21 protein-coding genes and 1 pseudogene are annotated in these 21,858 nt (G+C 74.3%); 9 read left to right on the forward strand and 13 right to left on the reverse strand.

Translation table 11 applies throughout. The features are described 5' to 3' along the window. From ACFY15_RS34540 to ACFY15_RS34570, 7 genes and pseudogenes are all read right to left on the reverse strand, one after another. Window positions 1–140: pseudogene (locus ACFY15_RS34540) on the reverse strand (phosphoadenylyl-sulfate reductase); the annotation flags it as partial. Further along, the gene (locus ACFY15_RS34545) at window positions 137–316 is read right to left on the reverse strand and encodes a hypothetical protein (protein ID WP_390691477.1); all 180 of its coding nucleotides are present in this window, start codon (window positions 314–316) and stop codon (window positions 137–139) included. The pseudogene ACFY15_RS34540 and the gene ACFY15_RS34545, both read right to left, overlap by 4 nt. Continuing rightward, entirely contained in the window at window positions 313–2,007 is a 1,695-nt protein-coding gene (locus ACFY15_RS34550) for a nitrite/sulfite reductase (protein ID WP_390691476.1), read from the reverse strand. Before ACFY15_RS34550 ends, ACFY15_RS34545 begins: the two co-directional genes overlap by 4 nt. A 217-nt stretch (window positions 2,008–2,224) precedes the next feature. Then, a complete protein-coding gene (locus tag ACFY15_RS34555; protein WP_344166751.1) occupies window positions 2,225–2,308 on the reverse strand; it encodes a putative leader peptide in 84 nt (27 codons plus the stop codon). A gap of 186 nt (window positions 2,309–2,494) precedes the next feature. After that, window positions 2,495–3,058: a GNAT family N-acetyltransferase gene (locus ACFY15_RS34560; protein ID WP_390691475.1), complete on the reverse strand. Its 564-nt coding sequence runs from the start codon at window positions 3,056–3,058 to the stop codon at window positions 2,495–2,497. 5 nt (window positions 3,059–3,063) lie between these two features. Beyond that, window positions 3,064–4,353, reverse strand: a complete 1,290-nt coding sequence (locus ACFY15_RS34565; protein WP_390691482.1) for a GAF domain-containing protein — start codon at window positions 4,351–4,353, stop codon at window positions 3,064–3,066. A gap of 429 nt (window positions 4,354–4,782) precedes the next feature. Next, window positions 4,783–6,426, reverse strand: a complete 1,644-nt coding sequence (locus ACFY15_RS34570) for an acyl-CoA dehydrogenase family protein (RefSeq protein WP_390691474.1) — start codon at window positions 6,424–6,426, stop codon at window positions 4,783–4,785. A 17-nt stretch (window positions 6,427–6,443) separates the two neighbouring features. Between ACFY15_RS34570 and ACFY15_RS34575 the strand changes: the two genes are divergently transcribed. Further along, window positions 6,444–7,568 carry a YihY/virulence factor BrkB family protein gene (locus tag ACFY15_RS34575; protein ID WP_390691473.1) on the forward strand — a complete coding sequence of 375 codons (1,125 nt, stop codon included), beginning with the start codon at window positions 6,444–6,446 and terminating at the stop codon, window positions 7,566–7,568. Between the two features lie 42 nt (window positions 7,569–7,610). Continuing rightward, window positions 7,611–8,378, forward strand: coding sequence for a helix-turn-helix domain-containing protein (locus ACFY15_RS34580; RefSeq protein WP_390691472.1), 768 nt, complete (start codon window positions 7,611–7,613; stop codon window positions 8,376–8,378). On the opposite strand, the gene ACFY15_RS34585 is transcribed toward ACFY15_RS34580, so the two are convergent. Beyond that, a complete protein-coding gene (locus ACFY15_RS34585; RefSeq protein ID WP_390691471.1) occupies window positions 8,288–8,710 on the reverse strand; it encodes a VOC family protein in 423 nt (140 codons plus the stop codon). The two genes, ACFY15_RS34580 and ACFY15_RS34585, sit on opposite strands and share 91 nt — an antisense overlap. Window positions 8,711–8,868: 158 nt before the next feature. Between ACFY15_RS34585 and ACFY15_RS34590 the strand changes: the two genes are divergently transcribed. Together ACFY15_RS34590 and rsgA are read left to right on the forward strand one after the other, a co-directional pair. Then, entirely contained in the window at window positions 8,869–9,348 is a 480-nt protein-coding gene (locus tag ACFY15_RS34590) for a hypothetical protein (protein ID WP_390691470.1), read from the forward strand. Between the two features lie 258 nt (window positions 9,349–9,606). Continuing rightward, window positions 9,607–10,722, forward strand: a complete 1,116-nt coding sequence (gene rsgA, locus ACFY15_RS34595; RefSeq protein WP_390691469.1) for a ribosome small subunit-dependent GTPase A — start codon at window positions 9,607–9,609, stop codon at window positions 10,720–10,722. Between the two features lie 207 nt (window positions 10,723–10,929). Here the strand turns inward: rsgA and ACFY15_RS34600 are convergent, their stop codons facing one another. Beyond that, window positions 10,930–11,910 carry a helix-turn-helix domain-containing protein gene (locus ACFY15_RS34600; RefSeq protein ID WP_390691481.1) on the reverse strand — a complete coding sequence of 327 codons (981 nt, stop codon included), beginning with the start codon at window positions 11,908–11,910 and terminating at the stop codon, window positions 10,930–10,932. A gap of 141 nt (window positions 11,911–12,051) precedes the next feature. Here ACFY15_RS34600 and ACFY15_RS34605 point away from each other — a divergent pair, with 141 nt between their 5' ends. Both ACFY15_RS34605 and ACFY15_RS34610 read left to right on the forward strand, forming a co-directional pair. Then, window positions 12,052–13,320: a protein phosphatase 2C domain-containing protein gene (locus ACFY15_RS34605; protein WP_390826819.1), complete on the forward strand. Its 1,269-nt coding sequence runs from the start codon at window positions 12,052–12,054 to the stop codon at window positions 13,318–13,320. A 551-nt stretch (window positions 13,321–13,871) separates the two neighbouring features. Beyond that, on the forward strand, window positions 13,872–14,249 hold the full coding sequence (locus tag ACFY15_RS34610; RefSeq protein WP_390691480.1) for an ATP-binding protein: 378 nt from the start codon (window positions 13,872–13,874) through the stop codon (window positions 14,247–14,249). 85 nt (window positions 14,250–14,334) lie between these two features. On the opposite strand, the gene ACFY15_RS34615 is transcribed toward ACFY15_RS34610, so the two are convergent. After that, window positions 14,335–15,393, reverse strand: coding sequence for a DUF2637 domain-containing protein (locus ACFY15_RS34615; RefSeq protein ID WP_390826820.1), 1,059 nt, complete (start codon window positions 15,391–15,393; stop codon window positions 14,335–14,337). A gap of 192 nt (window positions 15,394–15,585) precedes the next feature. Beyond that, a complete protein-coding gene (locus ACFY15_RS34620) occupies window positions 15,586–16,449 on the reverse strand; it encodes a (2Fe-2S)-binding protein (RefSeq protein ID WP_390691466.1) in 864 nt (287 codons plus the stop codon). A gap of 154 nt (window positions 16,450–16,603) precedes the next feature. On the opposite strand from ACFY15_RS34620, the gene ACFY15_RS34625 reads away from it, so the two are divergent. Then, complete coding sequence (locus tag ACFY15_RS34625) at window positions 16,604–17,332, forward strand: GntR family transcriptional regulator (protein ID WP_390826821.1); 729 nt, start codon at window positions 16,604–16,606, stop codon at window positions 17,330–17,332. 151 nt (window positions 17,333–17,483) lie between these two features. Here the strand turns inward: ACFY15_RS34625 and ACFY15_RS34630 are convergent, their stop codons facing one another. Both ACFY15_RS34630 and ACFY15_RS34635 read right to left on the reverse strand, forming a co-directional pair. Beyond that, the gene (locus ACFY15_RS34630; RefSeq protein ID WP_390691478.1) at window positions 17,484–18,242 is read right to left on the reverse strand and encodes a hypothetical protein; all 759 of its coding nucleotides are present in this window, start codon (window positions 18,240–18,242) and stop codon (window positions 17,484–17,486) included. A 190-nt stretch (window positions 18,243–18,432) separates the two neighbouring features. After that, on the reverse strand, window positions 18,433–20,109 hold the full coding sequence (locus ACFY15_RS34635) for a PucR family transcriptional regulator (RefSeq protein WP_390826822.1): 1,677 nt from the start codon (window positions 20,107–20,109) through the stop codon (window positions 18,433–18,435). Between the two features lie 253 nt (window positions 20,110–20,362). On the opposite strand from ACFY15_RS34635, the gene ACFY15_RS34640 reads away from it, so the two are divergent. Both ACFY15_RS34640 and ACFY15_RS34645 read left to right on the forward strand, forming a co-directional pair. Beyond that, window positions 20,363–21,256, forward strand: a complete 894-nt coding sequence (locus ACFY15_RS34640; protein WP_390826823.1) for an FAD binding domain-containing protein — start codon at window positions 20,363–20,365, stop codon at window positions 21,254–21,256. 2 nt (window positions 21,257–21,258) lie between these two features. Beyond that, a complete protein-coding gene (locus tag ACFY15_RS34645) occupies window positions 21,259–21,858 on the forward strand; it encodes a (2Fe-2S)-binding protein (RefSeq protein ID WP_390826824.1) in 600 nt (199 codons plus the stop codon).

A 21,858-nucleotide genomic window follows, 5' to 3' on the forward strand; every position in this document is an offset into this window, starting at 1 on the left:
GAGGTCACACAGAACCTCGTACCGAAGGTGTCGGCGGCCCAGGTGAGGATCTCCGGCGCGGAGGCGTCCTCCAGCTCCCGGCCCGCCCGCTCGGCGAGTTCCTTCAGTTCTGTGAGACGCGCGTCTTGAACGGTGGTCATATCTCGTTCCCTCCAGCAGCGTTGGACTGAACACCCCGGGACAGCAGCCCGAGGTACTTGAGCTGGAAGGCCCGGTTGCAGGCTCTGCACTCCCAGGCGCCGTGGCCCGTCTCGTGGGGAAACAGGTCCTCGTCGCCGCAGTACGGGCAGTGGAACGGTGCGGCGCGGTCGCTCATGAGAGGCTCTCGTCGTTCGCGCGGCCGACCCAGGCGGCGAAGCGCTCGCCGTCCTCGCGCTCCGCCTCGAAGCGCGTGACGACCCGCTCGACGTAGTCGGGCAGTTCGGCCGAGGTGACCTTGAGGCCGCGGACCTTGCGGCCGAAGCCGGCCTCCAGGCCCAGGGCGCCGCCCAGGTGGACCTGGTATCCCTCGACCTGGTTGCCCTCGTCGTCCAGGACCAGCTGGCCCTTGAGACCGATGTCCGCCACCTGGATACGGGCGCACGCGTTCGGGCAGCCGTTGATGTTGATGGTGAGCGGCTCGGCGAAGTCCGGAAGGCGGCGCTCCAGCTCGTCGATCAGCGAGGCCCCGCGTCCCTTGGTCTCGACGATGGCCAGCTTGCAGAACTCGATGCCGGTGCACGCCATGGTGCCGCGGCGGAACGGGGACGGCTTGACCCGCAGGTCCAGCGCCTCCAGCGCCCCGACGACGGAGTCGACCTTGTCGGCCTCGATGTCGAGGACGATCATCTTCTGCTCGGCGGTGGTGCGCAGGCGGCCGGAGCCGTGCTGCTCGGCGATGTCCGCGATCTTGGTCAGGGTGGCGCCGTCGACGCGGCCGACGCGGGGCGCGAAGCCGACGTAGAACCTGCCGTCCTGCTGCTGGTGGACGCCGACGTGGTCGCGCCACTGGCCGCTGGGCTGCTCGGGCGCGGGGCCGTCGGTGAGCTTCCGCTTCAGGTACTCGTCCTCCAGGACCTGGCGGAACTTGGCCGCGCCCCAGTCGGCGACGAGGAACTTCAGGCGGGCGCGGGTGCGCAGGCGCCGGTAGCCGTAGTCGCGGAAGACCGAGATGACGCCCTCGTAGACGTCCGGGACCTCGTCGAGCGAGACCCAGGTCCCCAGGCGGACGCCCAGCTTGGGGTTGGTGGAGAGGCCGCCGCCGACCCACACGTCGAAGCCGGGGCCGTGCTCCGGGTGGTTCACGCCGACGAAGGCGAGGTCGTTGATCTCGTGCGCCACGTCGAGCAGCGGCGAGCCGGAGACCGCGGACTTGAACTTGCGGGGCAGGTTGGAGAAGTCCTTGTTGCCGACGATGCGGCGGTGGATCTCCTCGATGGCGGGGGTGCCGTCGATGATCTCGTCCTGGGCGATGCCGGCGACGGGCGAACCGAGGATGACGCGGGGCGTGTCACCGCAGGCCTCGGTGGTGGACAGGCCGACGGCCTCCAGGCGGCGCCAGATCTCCGGGACGTCCTCGATCCGGATCCAGTGGTACTGCACGTTCTGACGGTCGGTGAGGTCGGCGGTGCCGCGCGCGAACTCCTCGGAGATCTCGCCGATGACGCGGAGCTGCTCGGTGGTCAGCCGGCCGCCGTCGATGCGGACGCGCAGCATGAAGTACTTGTCGTCCAGCTCCTCCGGCTCCAGGATCGCGGTCCTGCCGCCGTCGATCCCGGGCTTGCGCTGGGTGTAGAGGCCCCACCAGCGCATACGGCCGCGCAGGTCGTTGGGGTCGATCGAGTCGAAGCCCCTCTTGGAGTAGATCGTCTCAATGCGTGTCCGCACGTTGAGACCGTCGTCGTCCTTCTTGAACTGCTCGTTGCCGTTGAGGGGCGTGTGGTGTCCGACGGCCCACTGGCCCTCACCGCGGTGACGGCCGGTCTTGCGGCGCGCGGCGGCTGCGGGCGTTTCGGGGGTGGCGGCCATGGCGGGTACGTCCTTCTTCAACGGCTGGAGGCGGGGCAGGGGGAGCGGCGGCGCGCCCCTGTCACGCTGGAATCTCCGAGCAGGTGTGGCCGATGTGCGCCGTTTCGCCAGGGTTTCCGGCGTGCGGGGGCAGGGTTCAGCCTTCAGGGGGCTTGCGGGTGGTCGACGCGTCCGCGGCGGCGGGGGTGACGGCGACGTGCGGCGAGGGCTGGTTCCGTCAGCTCGCCGGACACATGGCGCTGGACATGCGGCCGAGGTCGACGTGGCGTCGACTCACCAAGGCAATCCCAGCTCCATTCATGGCCGAAGCGTGTCATGGGCCGATTGGAGGAGTCCACTACTGTCCATGATGCGGACGCACTCGTCCCGGATCGCGAGACGGCGTGACGGGGGTCACGCCGCGCGGGCCTTCCGCTCCCGCCCCGCCCCGCGCCGCCGGACGGGGCCACGGCGGCGCGGAAGGGGCCTCGTGAAGCCCTGCCGGGGCTTACGCGCCGGGCCAGGGACCCGGGGTGGGGGTGTTGGGCTTCTCTTCCGTTTCCGTCCTGAAGAGCTTGAAGCCACGGCGCTGGTAGTTGTCCATCGCCGTGGGGCCGTCCTGGCTGCACGTGTGCAGCCAGACGCGGCGCGTGGGCTCGCGGTCCGGCCAGCGGTCCGCCAGGTCCCAGGCGCGGGCTATGCCCACCGAGAGAAGGTGTCCGCCGATCCGCCGGCCCCGGAAGGCGGGGAGCAGGCCGAAGTAGACGATCTCCACCACGCCGTCGGGCTGCGGGTCGAACTCCACGTACCCCGCCGGGGTGCCCCGGTCGTACGCCACCCACGTCTCCACGCCCGGGCGTTCCAGCTGCTCCACCCACTGCGCGCGGGTCAGCGACAGACGGTCCGTCCAGTGGATGTCCTGGCCCACGGAGGCGTACAGGAAGCGGCTGAACTCGGGGGAGGGCACCTCGGCCCGGCTGATCGTGATCTCGGGGCCGGGTCCGGCGGCCGGGACCAGGTCGGCGGGCGAGGTCATCTCGAGGGACCAGGTGGTCAGTGTGATGGTGCTCATGCGCTTCAGGGAACCACATCCCCCGGCCGCCGCCGGGGGGTCCCCCAGGGCCCGCCGAGGCCCAGCCGGGCCCGGACCACCCCCGGGGCCGTCGAGTGCGGCAGCAGCCCGGCCGGGTCCCGCGGGCGGATCAGCTCCACCTCCACGTCCTCCGCGAACCGGTACGGACGGTGGCTCAGCACCCCGGCGAGGTGGCGGCGGACCCGGGAGAGCTCCGCGCGGACCGTCACCGTGCGGGTGGGGTCCCCGAACAGCTCCTCGGCCAGCTCCGCCGCCGTCCGCCCGCGCGGGGTCTGTGCCAGCAGGAACAGCAGCTCCGCATGGCGCGGGCTCAGCTCCTGCGACCAGCTTCCGGCGGCCCCGTACACCGTCGCCGACCAGGACCGGGGCCGGCTCAGGTCCAGCACCACCCGGCTCACCGCCGCGGCCGCCGTGGACTCCGCCAGGCGAAGCAGCCAGCCGCCCGGCAGCGGCTCCGCGACGCAGTCGCCCAGCTGCGGGATCCACAGCCGCCCGGGGCCGAGCGCCTTCGGCAGCTGCACCCGGTCCGCGGGGGCCAGCCCCGTCACCGCCGCCGTCCAGCCGTGCGGGTCCACCGCCACGGCCCGCCCCGGGAGCCGGGCCAGCAACGGCGCCGCCACCGCCCGCAGCCGCTCCAGGGACTCCAGGTGGCGCACCCGCAGCTCCCGCTCGGCGAGCCGGGCCACCGAGCTGACCCAGGCCAGGGTCGCCGGGTGCATCGTGGCGAGCGGACCGCTGACGTCGACCACGCCCAGCAGCTGCCCGTCCCGGGGGTCGTGCACGGGGGCCCCGGCGCAGGTCCAGTCGTGGTGGCTGGAGACGAAGTGCTCCGCCGAGAACACCTGCACCGGCCGCCGGGTCACCAGCGCGGTACCCACCCCGTTCGTGCCGACCACCGCCTCGCCCCAGTCGGCCCCCACCGCGAAGCCCAGCCGGTCCGCCTTGCGCAGGACGCCGCTGTGCCCCTCCCGCCACAGCAGCCGCCCGTCGGCGTCGGCGACGACCATGATGTGCAGGGACTCGTCCAGCGCGGGCAGCAGCCCCTCCCGCAGCACGGGCAGGATCTCCCGCAGCGGCGAGACCTGCCGCCGCTCCTCGGTCTCGGCGGCAGACAGCATCCGCGACCTCGCGTCCCGGTCCGGGTGCACCCCGCCGGCCATCATCCGGCGCCAGGACTCGGCGATCTCCGGGCGCGGGGCGGCCGGCGGGCGGTCCCCGGCCAGCGCCGCCGCCCGTACTCCCTTGAGCAGACGTGCGGCGTCCCGCGCGTCCATGGCCGAGATGTGCGCCACGTCGGCCGTGCTGCCTGCGGTGTTGGCCACCGGAACCTCCCCGTGCTGAACAGGACGTACGGCGGAAGCCGCCGAGGCCGGCGTACGCGCCCCTTCCCCGGGCACGTGCGGCGGGCACCTGCGACCACCTGTGGACCGAAGCGTTGCAACGGTATGCAACTCTCGCCAACCCCCGGCCGCGCGACCGAAACTATCGGCACGCCGCAGAGCGGCGTGACAGCTCCTTCCTCGGGGCTCTTGGGACCGGGGGTGGTGCCGAGTCGGCGCGGCGCCACCCCCGGACCCACCTGGACGGGTTCGGATCCCGGCGCTGAACGGTTCGCGGTCGCGGTGGTTTGGGGACCGCCGCGGCCACGCGGTCCCGGGTGGTTTGGGGACCACCCGCGAACCGCAGCGGTCAGGGGACCGCGCTCAGCCCGAGATCCGCGCCCGTGCCACCACCGCACCCAGGTCCAGGCCGTGCGGCAGCGTTCCGAAGGCCGACCCCCGGTCACCGCCGAGCCGCGACGCGCAGAAGGCGTCCGCCACCTCCGGTGGCGCCCACCGCACCAGCAGCGCACCCTGGAGCACCAGGGCCATCCGCTCCACCACCCGGCGGGCCCGGCCCTCGATCCCCTCCAGGTCCGCGAGGTCCGTGAACAGGTCCCTGAAGGCCACGTCCAGCCGGTGGTCGGCGCCCCGCGCGAAGCCGACCTCCTGGAGGAAGGCGTTCAGGGCCTGCGGCTCCCTCTGGAGGGCGCGCAGCGCGTCCAGCGCCTGCACGTTGCCCGAACCCTCCCAGATGGAGTTCACCGGGGATTCGCGCAGCAGTCTCGGCAGTCCGGACTCCTCTACGTAGCCGTTGCCCCCCAGACACTCCAGTGCCTCCGCCACCATCGGCGTACAGCGCTTGGTCACCCAGTACTTCGCCACGGGCACCGCCAGGCGCAGGAAGGCCGACTCCTGCTCCGTCCCTGCGTCGCAGGCGGCCGCCAGGCGCAGGGCCAGCACGGTCGCCGCCTCCGACTCCAGGGCGAGGTCGGCCAGGACGTTGCGCATCAGCGGCTGCCCGATGAGCGGCGCTCCGAAAACAGAGCGGTGCTCCGCATGGTGGACGGCCTGCGTCAGCGCCTGCCGCATCAGCGACGCCGAGCCGACCACACAGTCCAGCCGGGTCGCCGCGACCATCCCGATGATGGTCCGCACCCCCCGGCCCTCCTCGCCCACCCGCCGCGCCCAGGTCCCGTCGAACTCGACCTCCCCCGAGGCGTTCGACCGGTTCCCCATCTTGTCCTTCAGCCGCTGGAGCGCGAACGGGTTCCGCGCCCCGTCCGGCAGCACCCGCGGCACCAGGAAGCACGTCAGCCCGCCCGGCGCCTGCGCCAGCACCAGGAAGCCGTCCGACATCGGCGCCGAGCAGAACCACTTGTGCCCGGTCAGCAGGTACTCCCCGGAGGCGTCCAGGGGCACCGCCGCCGTCGTGTTCGCCCGTACGTCGCTGCCCCCCTGCTTCTCCGTCATCGCCATCCCGAACAGCACCCCGGCCTTCAGCCCGGCCGGCCGCAGCCCCTCCTCGTACACGTGCGAGGTCAGCTTCGGCTCCCACAGCGCGGCCAGCTCCGGATCCGCCCGCAGCGCTGGCACGGCCGCGTGCGTCATCGACACCGGACAGCCGTGCCCCGCTTCCGCCTGCGACCACACGAAGAAGCCCGCCGCCCGGCGCAGGTGCCCCGACGGCCGCCCCCAGGCGTCGGTCAGCCCGGCGCCCACCGCGTGCCCCAGCAGCCGGTGCCACGCCCGGGGGAACTCCACCTCGTCGATCCGGTTGCCGTAGCGGTCGTGCGTCCGCAGGACCGGCGGGTTCTCGTTCGCCTCGCGGCCCCACCGCTGGGCCTGCGCCGAGCCCGCCGCGCGCCCCAGCTCGGCGAGCTCCCGCCGCACCTCGTCGCGGACTTCCGGAGCCGCGTCCGCGAGGTGCCGCTCCACCGCCTCCGTGAGGGCCCGGTCGCCGAGGTACACCTCGTACCCGACGAGCGGCGGGGCCTGGTTGCTGACTGTGTGGGTGGTGGCTGCCATGCGGCTACCGTAATGACGTGCAGCCGGCAAACGAAACACCCGAGGGGACCCCGGTACGCCCGGGAAGGCTCCATCGGGCCCGCGTCCTCTACCGCAACGTCTCCAAACGCAAGATGGGCTGGCTGCTCCTCAAGGACACCGTCAACTCGTGCGTCGAGTACCGGATCCTCGGCCTCGCCGCCGAAGCCGCCTTCTTCACCCTCCTGTCCCTGCCCCCGCTCTTCCTCGGCCTGCTCGGCCTCCTCGGCTACGTGGACGGCTGGACGCACACCCAGTCGGTGGCCAGCATCGAGGAGAACATCCTGCGCGCGGTCGGCACGGTCCTGTCCGACCGGGGCGTCAACGACATCGCCAGACCGATGCTCGACGACGTCACCCGCGAGGGCCGCCCCGACCTGATCTCCCTCGGCTTCGCCTTCGCCCTGTGGTCGGGCTCCCGCGCCGTCAACGTCTTCATCGACACCATCACCGTCATGTACGGGCTCGACGGGCAGCGCGGCATCGTCAAGACCCGGCTGCTGTCCTTCCTCCTCTACGTCATCGCCCTGGTGATCGGCGCGATCGTGCTGCCGCTGATGGTGGTCGGCCCCGACGCCGTCGTCCGGCTGGTGCCCTGGAGCACGGAGGTGATCGCCGTCCTCTACTGGCCGGTGGTCACCCTGCTGTCCATCGCCTTCCTCACCACGCTCTACCACGTGTCCGTGCCGGTCCGCTCGCCGTGGATCGAGGACGTGCCCGGCGCGCTCGTCGCGCTCGCCATGTGGGTGCTCGGCTCCTTCCTGCTGCGGATCTACCTCACCAACACCGTGGAGGGCCCGACCATCTACGGCTCGCTGGCCGCGCCCGTCGCGATCCTGCTGTGGATCGGCATCTCGGCCTTCGCGGTGCTCGTCGGCGCGGCCGTCAACGCCGCCATCGACCGGGTCTGGCCCTCGGTGGCCACCGCCGCGGCGCGCGAGGCGAACGAGCGGGCCCGCGAGGCCGAGGCCGCCCGGCTCGTCGCCCGGGCCGCCGCCTGGCGGGCCCTGGCCGAGGGGGAGTCCGAGGACGACGAGGACGCCGGGATGCCCTCCGAGTTCCCGGAGCGCTGGTCGAACTTCCTGCCCCCGGACGACTACACCTCCCGCCTGCGCAAACACTGACCGGCGGGCCCAGCCGGGCGCGGCCCCGCCCAGGCTTGCGCTGTGTACGAGGAAGCGCCGTCCCGGTCCGTCCCCGGAGCCGTGCTCTGGCGGGCCCGGGGTCCCGGCGGGCCCGTGCTGCCCGACGGGTGCATGGACCTGCTCTGGATCGAGGGCCGGCTGCTCGTGGCCGGCCCCGACACCGGCCCGCACCCCGTCGGAGAGGTCCCCGGCCGCTCCTTCGCGGGACTGCGCCTCGCCCCCGGCACCGCGCCCGCGCTGCTCGGCGTACCGGCCCGCGCCCTGCGCGACCGGCGGGTCGAGCTCGCCGACCTGTGGCCCGGCCCCGAGGTGCGCCGGCTGACCGGGCGGACCGCGCGGTACGCGGACCCGTGCGCGGGCCTCGAAGCGCTGGCCCGGACCCGGCTCGACGCCATGGGCCCGCCCGACCCGCTCCCCGCCGAGGTGACCGCCCGGCTCCGGGCCGGGCAGCCCGTCTCCGCCATCGCCGCCGCCCTCGGCATCGGGGAGCGCCGGCTGCACCGCCGCTGCCTCGACGCCTTCGGATACGGCCCCCGCACCCTGGGCCGGGTGCTGCGCCTCCAGCGGGCGCTGGCCCTGACCCGGCGCGGGCTGGCGCAGGCGGAGGTGGCGTACACGGCCGGGTACGCCGACCAGGCCCACCTGGCCCGCGAGGTGCGGGCCCTGGCCGGGACCACGCTGGGGGCGTGGGCGGCGGCTCAGACGCCGCCGGGTGCCCCTGCGGCCCCGGGGTCCGCGGGGGCGAACAGCGAGACCTGGCAGCCGTCCGGATCCAGGACCACCGCGTAGCGCTGCCCCCAGAAGGCGTCCCAGGGCTTCAGGTGCCCCCCGTACCCCGCGTCCGTCAGCTCCGCGTACAGCGCGTCCACCTCCGCGGGGGAGTCGCACAGGAAGGCGAGCTCGCGGCGCGGGCCCCCGGAGGGCGGGGTCCACGAGGGGTCGAAGGAGCGGACGACCTCCTCGGTGTCCCAGCCGATCCGCAGCCCGCCGGGCAGGACGGCCTCCACGTGCGGCAGACCGTCCGCGTCCGCGGGGACGTCCAGGCCGAGACGGCGGTAGAAGGCGAGCGAGGCGGCCATGTCGGAGACGACCAGGCCGATCATGTCGAGTCGTGGGGTCATGACGGCAGGCTAGGCGGGGCCCGTGCCGGCGGTATTGAAGGAAACGGACACGGCGGCGCGGCGGGCCGGCCTCCACCCGTGGGTGGAGGGGGAACCTCCACCCGGGATCCACCCCGGCGCCGATCACAGCGGGGCGGCCCGTTCCTAGCGTGAAGGGCATGGATATCGCACGCGTTCTCGTCATCGCGCTGGTCGTCGTCTTCGTCCTCGTACGCAGGTTCGGCGGACGGCCCGTCAAGGACCGGGACCGCGTGTGGGTGCTGCCCGCGGTCCTCGCCGCCGTCGGCGTGGCCGAGGGCGGACTGATCACCCCCGCCCACCCCGTGCTCAGTGCGGTGCTGCTCGCCGCCGGGACCGCCGCGGCCTTCGGCACCGGCCACCTCATGGGCCGCGCCATGACCCTGCGGCGCGAGCCCGACGGCACCCTCTGGGCCAAGGGCAACCGCACGGTCCTCGCCCTGTTCGGGTTCTCCCTCGCCGTCCGCGCGGCCCTCGCCCTCCTCGGGTTCGCCGTGGGCGTCCCGCCGAGGAACGGGGCGCTGCTGGTGACCCTCGCGAGCTGGATACTGGCCCAGGGCCTGGCCCTGGCCGCCCGCTCCGCCTACCGCCACGGGCGGGTGACCGATTCCGGGGATTAATCCGGTGGTGCCGCCGCACGGGGCCGGGTTATGGTTCCCGGGTACGGAGGCGCGGGGCACAACCGCCCTCCAGGAGAGCCGCGTTGGCTCGTCGAGACACCGCAGGAGGTGAGGACGTTGATGACTGTCACTGTGACGGGCGTTGCCCGCGTTCAGGAGTTCGTCCTCGTTTCCACCTCTGTGGCCTCCGGCTGACCCCGTACCTCTCCGCGCGCCGCCGCGTGTGCGCTGCCGGGGCCACCCTGTGAAGGGTTCCCCTTGACTCTCCCGTCTTCTTCCCCCTCCTCCTTCTCCTCCCTTCCGCACGCCCTCGCGGCCTACGGCTGGGACGACGCCTGGGCGGCGGAGTTCGCCCCGTACGGCGCCGAGGGACTCCTCCCCGGCCGGGTCGTCCGCGTCGACCGCGGGCAGTGCGACCTCATGACCGAGGACGGCGTCATCCGTGCCGACACCGCCTTCGTCACCCCCCACGACCCGCTCCGGGTCATCTGCACGGGCGACTGGGCCGCCGTCGAGGCGACCGGCAGCCCGCGCTACGTGAAGGCGTACCTGCCGCGCCGCACCGCCTTCGTGCGGTCCACCTCCTCGCAGCGCTCCGAGGGGCAGATCCTCGCCGCCAACGTGGACCACGCGATCATCGCGGTCTCGCTGGCCGTCGAGCTCGACCTCGGCCGGATCGAACGCTTCCTCGCCCTGGCGTGGGAGTCGGGCGCCCAGCCGCTGGTCGTCCTGACCAAGGCCGACCTGGTCCCGGACCCGGACACGCTCGGCCACCTCGTCCGGGACGTGGAGACCACGGCGCCCGGCGTGCAGGTCCTCACCGTCTCCTCCCACACGGGCGAGGGGACCGACGTCCTCGCGGCCGTCGTCGCCGGCGGTACGAGCGTGCTGCTCGGCATCTCCGGCGCCGGCAAGTCCACGCTGGCCAACGCGCTGCTCGGCGAGGACGTCATGGACGTGCAGGCCACGCGTGACGTCGACGGCAAGGGGCGCCACACCACCACGACCCGCAACCTGCTCGCGCTGCCGGGCGGGGGCGTCCTGATCGACACCCCGGGGCTGCGGGGCGTCGGCCTGTTCGACGCGGAGGCGGGGGTCGGGCAGGTGTTCTCGGAGATCGAGGAGCACGCCGCCGACTGCCGCTTCCACGACTGCGCCCACCAGGCGGAGCCGGGCTGCGCGGTGCTCGCGGCGGTGGCCGACGGAACGCTGCCCGAGCGGCGCCTGGAGAGCTACCGCAAGCTGCTGCGCGAGAACCAGCGCATCGTGGCGAAGACGGACGCCCGCCTGCGGGCGGAGATCCGCCGGGACTGGCGCGCCAAGTCGGCCGAGGGCCGCGCGAACCACGCCGCGAAGCGGGGCGGGCGCGCCTGACCGGGGAGGGGGCGGCGCCCCCTCCCCGCCCCCCGGGGCCGCGTTCCGAAGGGCCGGGCGGACGTGCACGGCACGGCGGCGTTGTGCCGCCGAAGCCGGACGCGTTCGCCAGAGCCGCCGGCACCGGCATCCGGCGCGGCCCCCCGCCCGCGACCACCTCCAGCCCCGCCGCCGGGTCCAGGGACTCCAGGTCGCGCGTCCCCGGGGCTACCTGGCCACCCAGCCCCGTTCGTACGCGTGCCAGCCGAGCTGGAGCCGGGTGGTCACCCCGGCCAGTTCCATCAGGCCCTTCACCCGGCGCTGGACCGTCCGCAGGCCCAGCTCCAGGTGCTTGGCCACGCTCGCGTCCGTCATCCCGGCCAGCAGGAGGGTCAGGATCTCCAGGTCGGTGCTGTCGGGCACGCCGCCCGACTCCTCCGGGGTCCCGGTCGCCCCCAGCACCAGCGGGACGGCCTCCCGCCAGACCGCCTCGAACAGGCCCATCAGGGACTCCAGCAGCCCCGAGGCGTGGACGACGAGCGCCGCGGGCTCCGTGCCGTGCGCCGTGAGCGGCACCATGGCGAGGGCGCGGTCCGCGATGACCAGGCTGGTGGGGACCCGGCCCGTCACCCGGACCCGTGCGCCCCGCACCAGCGCCGTCGACGCCTCCCGGATCCCCGTGGGCAGGCCCAGGACGTCCCGCTCGACGACCACCCGGTACCCGACGCCGCGCACGGCGGCCTGTTCCTCCGTCGGCTCGTTCTCCATCCCCGACACGACCAGTGGGCGCGCGCTCGCCAGCGCGCACACCTCCTCCACCGCGCCGAGCTGGATCTGGTGGAAGCGGTGCGCGACCGCGCTCGCGCCCGTCACCACCTCCACGAGGTCGTGCACCGCCGCGTCCGCCGCCTCCGCCCGGTACTCCAGCGCCAGCAGCTCGGCGGCCACTTCGGCCTGCTCCAGCCCCTGGCGCTGCCGGGAGAGAAGGGCGCCCAGCGCCACCGCGGGCGGCGCGGCCACCCACCGGCCGGGACGGGCCGAGGACTGCGCCGCCAGACCGTGCCGCTCCAGGTGCCGCAGGGTCCGCTCGGTCTGCGGCACCGGCAGCGTCAGCCGGCGGGCGAGGTCCGGCACCTCCGCCGCCCCCAGCGCGACCAGTGCGCGGTACGCCGACTCCTGCCCCTCGTCCAGGCCTATTGCCCCCAGCAACCCGTCCACCCCACTCTCCGACCCGTTCCGGCCCATCTTCGCCGCACCCGCGGCCCGTTTGCCAAGGTGGCGATCCCGGACCGGGGGACCTTTTCGTGCATTCGGGGTTTTCCGCCGCCCGGTGCGGCCGACAATGAGGGCATGAGTCAGCAGGGCGCGCAGGACTGGTGGCAGAAGCTGTACGAGGACCCGGACGCGGGGACCGGACCCGACCCGGGGGACACGCTGGACCAGCGCTTCCGCTCGGCGTCGGTCATGGTCGGCACGGACGGTCCGGCTCCGCCCGGGCCCCCGTCGCTCCCCGGCCCCCGGACGGCGGACGCCCCGCCCGCGGCGCCCCCGGTGGCGCCCGAACCGCCCCCCGCCGCGACCGCGCCGCTGCGGCTGGACAAGCCCGCCGCGCCCGTCCCGCCGCCCCGCCGCGACTCCCGGGTGACGGGTGCCACCGGGTACGCGGAAGGGGACGTGGCGGTGCCGCCCGCCCCGCCGCGCCCCGGCACCCCGCCGCGAGCGGAGCGGGAGCTGCGGCCGGGGCCCGTGCCGGGGCCCGAGCCGGAGCCCGCCGGGCGGCCCGTGGTCAGTCATCTCGGCGACCGGGCCCCCACCTACGCCGCCGAGCCGGGAGCGCTCCCGGCCGCCGACCCCGCCGCCCTGGACTCCCTCACCCCCGACACCGTTCTGGAGGGGGCCCGCTACGGCACGTACACCCTGCGCGCCGCATCGCTGCGTGGGGACTCCGCCCGCTACCGGGGTGACGCCCGCCGGGACTTCCTGCTCACCGCCCGCTTCGGCAGCGGGGACGACGCCCTCGTCCTGGTGGTCCTGGCCGGCGGGGACCGGGCCGCCCCCGGCACCCGCGAGGCCGCCGCCGAACTGGGACACTCCGTCGCGGCGGCCGTCGGGCGCAGCCGGGAGCGGCTGGCCGAGGACATCCGCACGGGCCGCCGCGAGGCCCTGCTCTCGGGGCTCCAGCGGCTCACCGACCGGGGCTACGGGCGGCTGCGGGCCCGGGCCGCCGAACTCGGGCTCGACGAGGAGGCCTACACCGCCGGGCTGCGCGGACTGCTGCTGCCCCTGGACCCCCAGTGCCCCCACCGGATCTGCTTCGGCGCCGGTGCGGGCGGGGCCTTCCGGCTCCGCGGGGGCCGCTGGCAGGACCTGGAGCAGGACACGGACGGGGCCGCCGGCTTCCGGTTCCGTGCCTCCGCGGCCCGCCCGGGCGACACCCTGCTGCTCTGCTCCGGCGGCCTCGCGGAGCCCATGCGCGAGGAGGGCCTGCTCCCGGCCGAGCTCGCGTCCCGCTGGTCCCAGGGGGACCCGCCCGGTCTGGCGGCCTTCCTCGCGGACACCCAGATCCGCCTCAAGGGCTACGCCGACGACCGGACGGCCGCCGCCGTCTGGGAGGCGTGAGCCGGTCCCGTCAAGGGGGTGCGGAGGCCTGACGGCGGCGGTTCCCCGTGGTGGGTGCGAGTTTTCCTCCCCCTCGTGCAGTACGGCCCGCCCGTCGAAGTGCCCTTCTCGGGCGTTCCGTGGGCGGAACGGGCGGGCGGCACCGCCGGTTTCCGGCCTCCGTCCCCGGACGGGGCCGCGTGGCACGACGGGACGCGCGCCGCCGGGCGCCGCCCCGGTGAACGCGGTGGCGGGGTGCGCAGGGCTGTCGGTTCCACCGAAGGACGGTGTCCGTGGGGTGACCGGATTCGCACCATCGGACAGCGGGACCGTGTCGGCCGGGGGGTGCCCCGGTGGGTGCGGCTGGCCGGATCCCGGCGGTGCGACGGGCCCGGCGCCTGGGGGTGAAGGAGTGTGAACCCGCCCCGGGGGCATGCATTCCGTAGGCCTGTTCGAGAGGCGGGCACAGGAATACGGGGAGGTACATCGCCGTGCGCGTGGGGGCGAAGACCGGGAAGCCGTGGCGGAGGGGGCGACCGGTGGCGCGCGAACCGTCGCCGGACCGGGCGGAGATGACGCGCAGCGTCCGCCGCGCCGACCTCAGGCAGGTGGGCGAGGTCCGCAGGGAGTTGCGGGAGCTGCTCCGCCACCGCTGCGGGGCCGATACGGCCCAGGTGGCCGAACTGCTGGTCACCGAGCTCGTCACCAACGCCCTCGTCCACACGGAAGGGGGCGCCGAGGTGTCCGCGAGCGTCAAGGACGCCCGGCTGCGGGTCGAGGTCCGCGACGGCGCCGCCCGCCGGCCCCGGCCGCACGTACCGTCCGCCGACGACGGTACGCACGGAAGGGGGCTGGTCCTGGTGGAGGCGCTCGCCGACACCTGGGGCGTGGACCCGCCGGCGCTGGGGCCGGGCAAGGTCGTCTGGTTCGAGCTGGAGGACGCCGGGTAGCCGCGGAGCGGCCCGGGGCGTGCGACGGCGGGGCCGCCCGAAGGCCGCCCCGCCGAGGCGTGCGCGGGCGTCCGGCTTGGGCCGGTCAGCCGAACTGCTGCTCCAGGTCCTTCAGCTTGCGCTCCAGTGAGTCGAGCCGGGGGATGGTCTGGGTGTCGTCCTCGGCGGTGAGGTCCACCGTCCGGGGACCGGCCGGGTCAGAGGACTCGGTTCCGTTCACGGCCTGCAGGGAGGGCCTTCGTCGCAGGGGCAGCTGTCCCGCTTCCGATATGGCCGGCTCCGCGCCGACCGGCGCGGAGCCCGTCCCGGGGGTCAGCCCCGGCAGGTCGACCTGACGCGCCCGGGCCCGCCCGAACGCCCTGTGCTGCCGGCCCAGCGCCTTGATGCGGGCGCGGTCCAGACGGTGCTGCTCCCGCCTGCGGTGCCGGTCCTGCTCCCGCTCCTTCTTGTCCTCGCGCACCTCGTCGACCGCCTCGTCGAGCGTGCGCACGCCCTCCAGGAGCATCAGCGACCAGGCGCCGAAGGTCTCGCGGGGGGCCCGCAGCCAGCGGACCATGCGGATCTGCGGCAGCGGGCGCGGGATCAGGCCCTGCTCGCGCAGCGCGGCCCGGCGGGTCTGCTTGAGGGCGCGGTCGAAGAGCACGGCCGCCGAGAGCGACATCCCGGCGAAGAACTGGGGGGCGCCGTCGTGGCCCGATCCCCGGGGCGCGTGCACCCAGTTGAACCAGGCGGCCGCCCCGGCGAACAGCCAGACCAGCATCCGGGAGCCCAGGGCGGCGTCGCCGTGGCTGGCCTCGCGGACGGCGAGCACCGAGCAGAACATCGCGGCGCCGTCGAGGCCGAAGGGGACCAGGTACTCCCAGCCGCCGGAGAGGTTGAGGTTCTGCCGGCCGAAGCCGACCAGCCCGTGGAAGGAGAGCGCGGCGGCCACCGCGGCGCAGCAGAAGAGCAGGACGTACGAGGCGGTGCCGTAGACGGCCTCCTTGCGCCGCCGCCGCTCCTCGCTGCGTTCCCAGCTGTCGTCGGCCGCGGCCTTCTCGCCCTCCCGCTTGCCCCGGGCCAGCACCGCCACTGCCGCAAGCACGCCCAGGATCAACAGGCCGCCGGGCAGCAGCCAGTCCAGCGATATGTCGGTCAGTCTCATGCGGTTGTCCCTTGCCTCGCGTATGCGGCTTTCCGGGCGCCATAGTGGCGCAGCCGATCTGTGGTGCACGTGGGTTTCGGGTCAAGTGGACGCCAACGGGGGGCGGGGTCCGTCGGATAGGGCGTTGTGTCTCGAACTGCTTTCCGGGTATTCCGAGTTGAGTTCGAATGCGCTTCATCCGGCGGGGTGGGTTCAGCCGACGGCTGACGTGAGCCGGGCGATCCTCTCCGTGTCGCGGGTGCGGGGGCAGGTGGTGCAGGTGTCCTCGGGGCGGACCGTGTAGAAGAAGCAGCAGCCGGCCCGGTCCCGTGTGGTCAGCTCCGTCCCGCAGGGCCCGGCGAGCGTGCGGAAGCGCGCCCCGGCCGGGTACGGGGCCAGCGCGCCCGGCAGGAGCAGCTCCAGCTCGCGCACCGCCCGCCGCTCCTCGCCGAGCAGACTCCCGACGTACCAGAGGCCCTCGACGACCTCGTCGGCGGCCGCGGCCCACAGGGCACGCGGGCCCCGCCGCATCCGCGGGCCGAACCCCTCCAGCAGTGGACCCACGTGCTCGGCCACCGCCGCCCGCACCTCCTCGCGCAGCGCCTCCTCGCCGGCCACGGTCCGCGCGCCGGGGAGGGCGGCCGCGGGATCGCCGGGCAGACAGGCGAACTCCTCGACGCGCACCGACATCCGCCCCTCGGTCCGGTGGAAGGCCACCCGGTCCACGGGCAGCCGGGGCACCCTGCGCTCCAGGAACCAGGGGACCGTGATCAGCAGGCAGGCCGGCCAGGCGTAGCGGTGCAGGCCGAACCCGGCCACGACATCGGGCCGCGCCGGCCGGCCGTAGTCCCGGACCACCTGGGCCGCGTCCCAGGCGAGATGGGAGTCGAGGGCCCCGCCGCCCGCCGCGAGCTCGTGCGCGCCGACCCATCCCGCACCGCCGGGGAGGGGTTCGTGCGCGGCGTGCTCGCGGATCCGCAGGCCCGGGTAGACGGCCGTGAGGCGTGCGTACGCGCGCGCCACCGGGGAGCCGGCGGGGGCGGGTGCGGGCGGGGCGGGGAGAGTCGGGCCGGGCATGGCGGACCGCCGAATCGCACGTCGGGGACGAGGGGCAAGGTGAGCCTAACCTAAGTTGATTATGGATGGGCTGTCCGCCCCCCGCCTCGCGCCCGGAGCCGCCCCGGGACCGTCGCCTATCCTCGGAACCGGTCGAGACCCGGAGGAGGACCGAGTGCGCGAAGCGGCCCATGCCCTGGTGTCCGAACACCCCGTACCGACGGAAGCGGAAGCGGACCCCGCCCCGGGCGGACCGGCGCCGGCCGGTCCTCCGGTGCCGGCCCAGAGGGTGCTGCGGCACTCGGTGCGCAGCCAGGTCCTCGACGCGCTGCGCGCGGCCCTGGTCGCCGGAGAGCTGGTGCCGGGGGAGATCTACTCGGGTCCGGCGCTCGGCGAGCGCTTCGGGGTCTCCGCGACCCCCGTCCGCGAGGCGATGCAGCAGCTGGCGCTGGAGGGGGCGGTGGAATGCCTGCCCAACCGGGGCTTCCGCGTGCTGACCCGTACCGCCCGGAGCCTGGCGGAGCTGGCCGAGGTGCGGTCCCTGATCGAGGTGCCGGTGATGCTCCGGCTGGCCCGCTCGGTACCCGTCGCCACCTGGGAGGCCCTGCGCCCGGCGGTCCTCGCCACGGCCGAGGCGGCCGCCGCCGGGGACCTCCCGGCGTACGCGGAGGCCGACCGGGCCTTCCACGGCGCGGTGCTCTCGCTGGCGGGCAACGCGCAGCTGGTGCGGATCGCCGAGGAGCTTCACCGGAGGGCGCAGTGGCCGCTGCCGGGTGCTCCGCGGGTGCGGCGGGCCGATCTGGTGGCCGACGCGGCCGAGCACTCGGCCCTGCTGGAGGCCCTGATCGCCCGGGACCTCCCGGTGGTGGAGGCCCTGGTCCGCGAACACTTCGCGGGCGCGTGAGCGCCGGCGGGGCCGGACGGATCCACCCCGCACGGCGTTCGAGCGGCACCGGGGCGCGGAGTGCCCGGTATCGGGGTCAGGGGCGGAGCCCCTGGGAACGGGCGAAGGGCGGGCAGGGGTCATCGCCCCGCGCAGCGGCCCGCCGCCCGGGTCAGGGCGTGGCGGGGTGGAGCTGGTCCGCCAGCCAGGTGGGGATGCCGCCCAGGAGGTGGAACAGGCGCCGCGCCTCGTCCCGCAGCCGCCCGGCCTCCGGCTCCGGCTCGGCCTCGGCCAGCGCCGCCAGCGCCGGGGCCGTGCCCACCAGGAAGCCCAGGTCCTCCCGGATCCGCAGGGACTCCGCGAAGCCCTTGCGGGCCTCGGCCACCTCGCCGTCCCGCAGGGCCAGCGCGGCCAGGTGCCGCCAGGTGAAGGACAGCAGCAGCGTGTCCCCGTGCGCCTCGGCCCCCGCGTGGGCGCGGCGGTAGGCCGGCCGGGCCGCCTGAGGGGCGTCCGCCAGGTGTTCGGCGACCAGCCCCCGCCGGAAGTCCAGCAGCGGGCGGGTCCGCGACCCCGCCGACAGCAGTGCCGCCGCCCGGCCGAGCGCCGAGCGGGCCTCGTCCGCCCGGTCCCGTACGCCGAGCACGGTCGCGGCGTAGGCCAGCTGGCCCCGCTCGCAGGCGGCCGCCCCGCGCTCGTCGTCGTCCCGGGCCGTGGCCTCCGCCACCCGGAGCGCGTCCTCCGCCTCGCCCCAGCCCTGCCCGGTGAACAGGCACCGCTCCACCAGGAGCGCGGTCCGCTGGACCGCCGCCCCGGCCTCGTGCGCGTGCGGCGTCAGCAGGGCCGCCGCGTCCGTCCAACAGCCGCGCGAGCGCAGCCGCCATATCGCCCGCTGGAGGGGGTCGTCGCCCCCCGTTGATCCCGCACCGGACATGGCGGTATCCGCCACATTGCCCTCCCCGAAGCAACCAAGCAGCACATCGTTGAGCCCTGGGGCGAAATGAGAGCACGGATCGGCTGCCTCGGCCAAGGGGTCGGGTGAACTCTTTCACAAAGTCCGGACGGTTCGTCAGCGTTTCCCGTCCGGCCCCTTCGTGGCGCCCGGCTCCCCGACCTGCGGGGCGTCAGCTCATGCGCAGTGCCAGGAAGAAATCCAGCTTGTCCTCCAGGCGCGAGAGGTCACGCCCCGTCAGCTGCTCGATTCGCCCGACCCGGTAGCGCAGCGTGTTGACGTGGAGGTGCAGCCGCGTCGCGCAGCGGGTCCAGGAGCCGTCGCAGTCGAGGAACGCCTCCAGCGTGGGGATGAGCTCCGCCCGGTGCCGGCGGTCGTAGTCCCGCAGCGGGTCCAGCAGCCGGGCCGTGAAGGCGCGGCGCACGTCGTCCGGCACGAACGGCAGCAGCAGCACGTGGGAGGCGAGCTCGTGGTGGCCGGCGGCGCAGACCCGGCCCGGACGGGCGGCGGCGACCCGGCGGGCGTGCCGGGCCTCCTCCAGCGCCCCGCGCAGCCCCTCGGCGGAGTGCACGGCCGCGCTGACACCCAGCGTGAGCCGGCCGTCGTCGGCCAGGCCGGCCGCGAGGGGCTCGCGCACGGCGGCCAGCAGCACGTCGGCGTGCAGGGCGGAGTCCGGGCCCTTGTCCTCGCCGGCTTCGCCGGGGAGCGCGGGCAGCGGCACGAGGGCGATCGCCTCGTCACCGGCGTGGGCCACCGCGATCCGGTCGGACGGCTCCGGACCGGACAGCGACGGGTCGACCAGGATCTCCTCCAGCAGCGACTGGGCCACCGGGCCGCCGGGGATGTCCCCGCCCTCCCAGTCCACCCGCGCCACCACGACCTGCCAGTGCGGGGCGGAGCCCAGCCCGGGCAGCAGCACCGGCGCGGCCACCCGCAGGCGGGCGGCGATCTCGGCGGGCGGCGCGCCCGTCTGGACCAGCTCCAGCACCTCCTGCGCCAGCCGGCGGCGCACCGTGCGGGCCGCGTCGCGCCGGTCCCGCTCGACGGCGATCAGCTGGGTGACCCCCTGGAGCAGGTCGAGCCGCTCGGCGGGCCAGTCGCCCGCGTCCGCCTCGACGGCCAGCAGCCAGTCGGACAGCACGCTCTCGCGCACGTCACGGGCCCCGGGGCCCTGGCCGCGGCCCGCTCCCCTGATCGGGAAGAGGGAGTAGGTAATACCCTGGACGGACAGCCGGTGCGGGCCCCTGCGGCCGGTCCGGATCGCCGCGAGGTGTTCGCTCGCCAGCGTCGCACAGACGCCCGGGGCCAGGGGTTCGCCCGCTCCGGCGATCTGCCGGCCGGTGGGGGAGAGCACCCAGGCCCGCAGATCGAGGTCCGTGGTGAGGAGATCCAGCACCACATCGGGTCCGCCGCCCGCGGGGCCCGAGGTCATCAGCCGCCGGTGCCGGTCGACGACCGCAGCGAGGTCGCCCGCACGCTCGCCGGACACCTGCCGCACGACATACTCGGTGATCGTGGCGAATGCAACGTCTTCGTTCACGGCGAACAGCGGGAGCCGGTTGCGCCGACAGGCTGAAACGAGATCATCGGGGATGTCCCCGAGTTCCGCCTCGCCAGCCGCGAGACCGGCCACGCCCGCGCTCGAAAGAATTCGTACGAATGGCTCGGAGTCGGCTGAATTTCTTCGCCATGCCAGGCCGGTGAGGACGAGTTCTCCTCCCGAGAGATACCGGCTGGGATCCCTCAGGTCGGTGGTCATGACCCCGCGGACCGTCCGGTCGAGTTCTTCCTCGCCGCCCAGCAGCCGCAGCCCCAGCGCCTCGGTTTCCAGCAGTGCGCGCAGCCGCATGATGTCGCCGCCGATCTGTCTCGAATGTTGCCGTTGGAAATCGGGCAGGTCGTCTCATCCTGCCTTTCATACGAATCTACAAGACGAGGGAGGCACCCAGCCAACTCCTTCATGGTTTCGGTGACTGCACCCCGGGACCCCGGGCTTGTGTACTGGCTCCACACCGCGTTAACAGCACGTGAACGACCAGTCGAGGGCCCCTAGGCCTCCTGGCTTGAAGTGAACGGCCCGACTAAGAAGAAGAGAGCCGCACATGGACTTCCTTCGCCCCGCCAGCTGGGAGGAGGCACTCGCCGCCAAGGCCGAGTACCCCACAGCTGTGCCGATTGCGGGTGGCACCGACATCATGGTCGAGATCAACTTCGATCACCGCCGTCCGGAATACCTCCTGGACCTCAACCGCATCGAACTGCTGCGGGAGTGGGAGGTCGGCGAGGAGGTCACCGAGCTGGGCGCCTCCGTTCCGTACACCCAGATCATGGAGAACCTGCGCGGTACGCTGCCGGGTCTCGCGCTCGCCTCGCACACGGTCGCGTCCCCGCAGATCCGCAACCGCGGCGGTGTCGGCGGCAACCTCGGTTGCGCCTCCCCCGCCGGTGACTCCCACCCCGCCCTGCTGGCCGCCGGCTGCGAGGTCGAGGTGGAGTCCGTACGCGGTTCCCGCCGGATCCCGATCGACGAGTTCTACACGGGTGTGAAGCGCAACGCGCTCGCCGCCGACGAGCTCATCAAGTCGGTGCACATCAAGAACGCCACGGGCCCCCAGCAGTACTCGAAGGTCGGCACCCGCAACGCGATGGTCATCGCGGTGTGCGGCTTCGGTCTCGCGCTGCACCCCGACACCCGCACCGTCCGTACGGGCATCGGTTCGGCCGCCCCGACCCCGGTCCGGGCCAAGGCCGCCGAGGAGTTCCTGAACGCCGCGCTCGAAGAGGGCGGCTTCTGGGACAACGGCAAGGTCATCACCCCGTCGATCGCCAAGCAGTTCGGTGAGCTCGCGTCCGCCGCGTGCAACCCGATCGACGACGTCCGCGGCACGGCGAAGTACCGCCGTCACGCGGTTGGCATCCTTGCTCGCCGCCAGCTCGTCTGGACCTGGGAGCAGTACCGCGGCACCAACGGCCGCTCGCTTGAAGGGGCTGCGTAACCATGCGCGTCAATTTCACCGTCAACGGTCGTCCGCAGGAAGCCGACGACGTCTGGGAGGGCGAGTCCCTCCTCTACGTGCTGCGTGAGCGCCTGGGCCTGCCCGGGTCGAAGAACGCCTGCGAGCAGGGCGAGTGCGGTTCCTGCACCGTCCGCCTCGACGGCGTGCCGGTCTGTTCCTGCCTCGTCGCGGCCGGTCAGGTCGAGGGCCGCGACGTCGTGACCGTCGAGGGCCTGGCCGACTTCGCCAAGCAGCGAGAGGAGCACGGCCACGCCTGCGGCACCGGCGCGTGCGGCGGCGGCAAGGGCGTGTCCACGGACGAGGCCAGGCAGTGGTCCGCCAAGGGCTCCGACTCCCAGACGGGCGAGGGCGTGGAGCTCTCCGCCATCCAGCAGGCGTTCATCGACGCCGGCGCCGTCCAGTGCGGTTTCTGCACCCCGGGTCTGCTGGTGCAGGCCGACGCGCTGCTCGAGAGCAACGCGTCCCCGTCCGACCAGGACATCCGTGAGGCCCTGTCCGGCAACCTCTGCCGCTGCACGGGCTACGAGAAGATCCTCGACGCGGTCCGCCTCGCGGCCGCCCGTCAGGGAGAGGCTGTCTGA

It is taken from the genome of Streptomyces sp. NPDC001373, assembly GCF_042895815.1.
GTDB lineage: Bacteria > Actinomycetota > Actinomycetes > Streptomycetales > Streptomycetaceae > Streptomyces.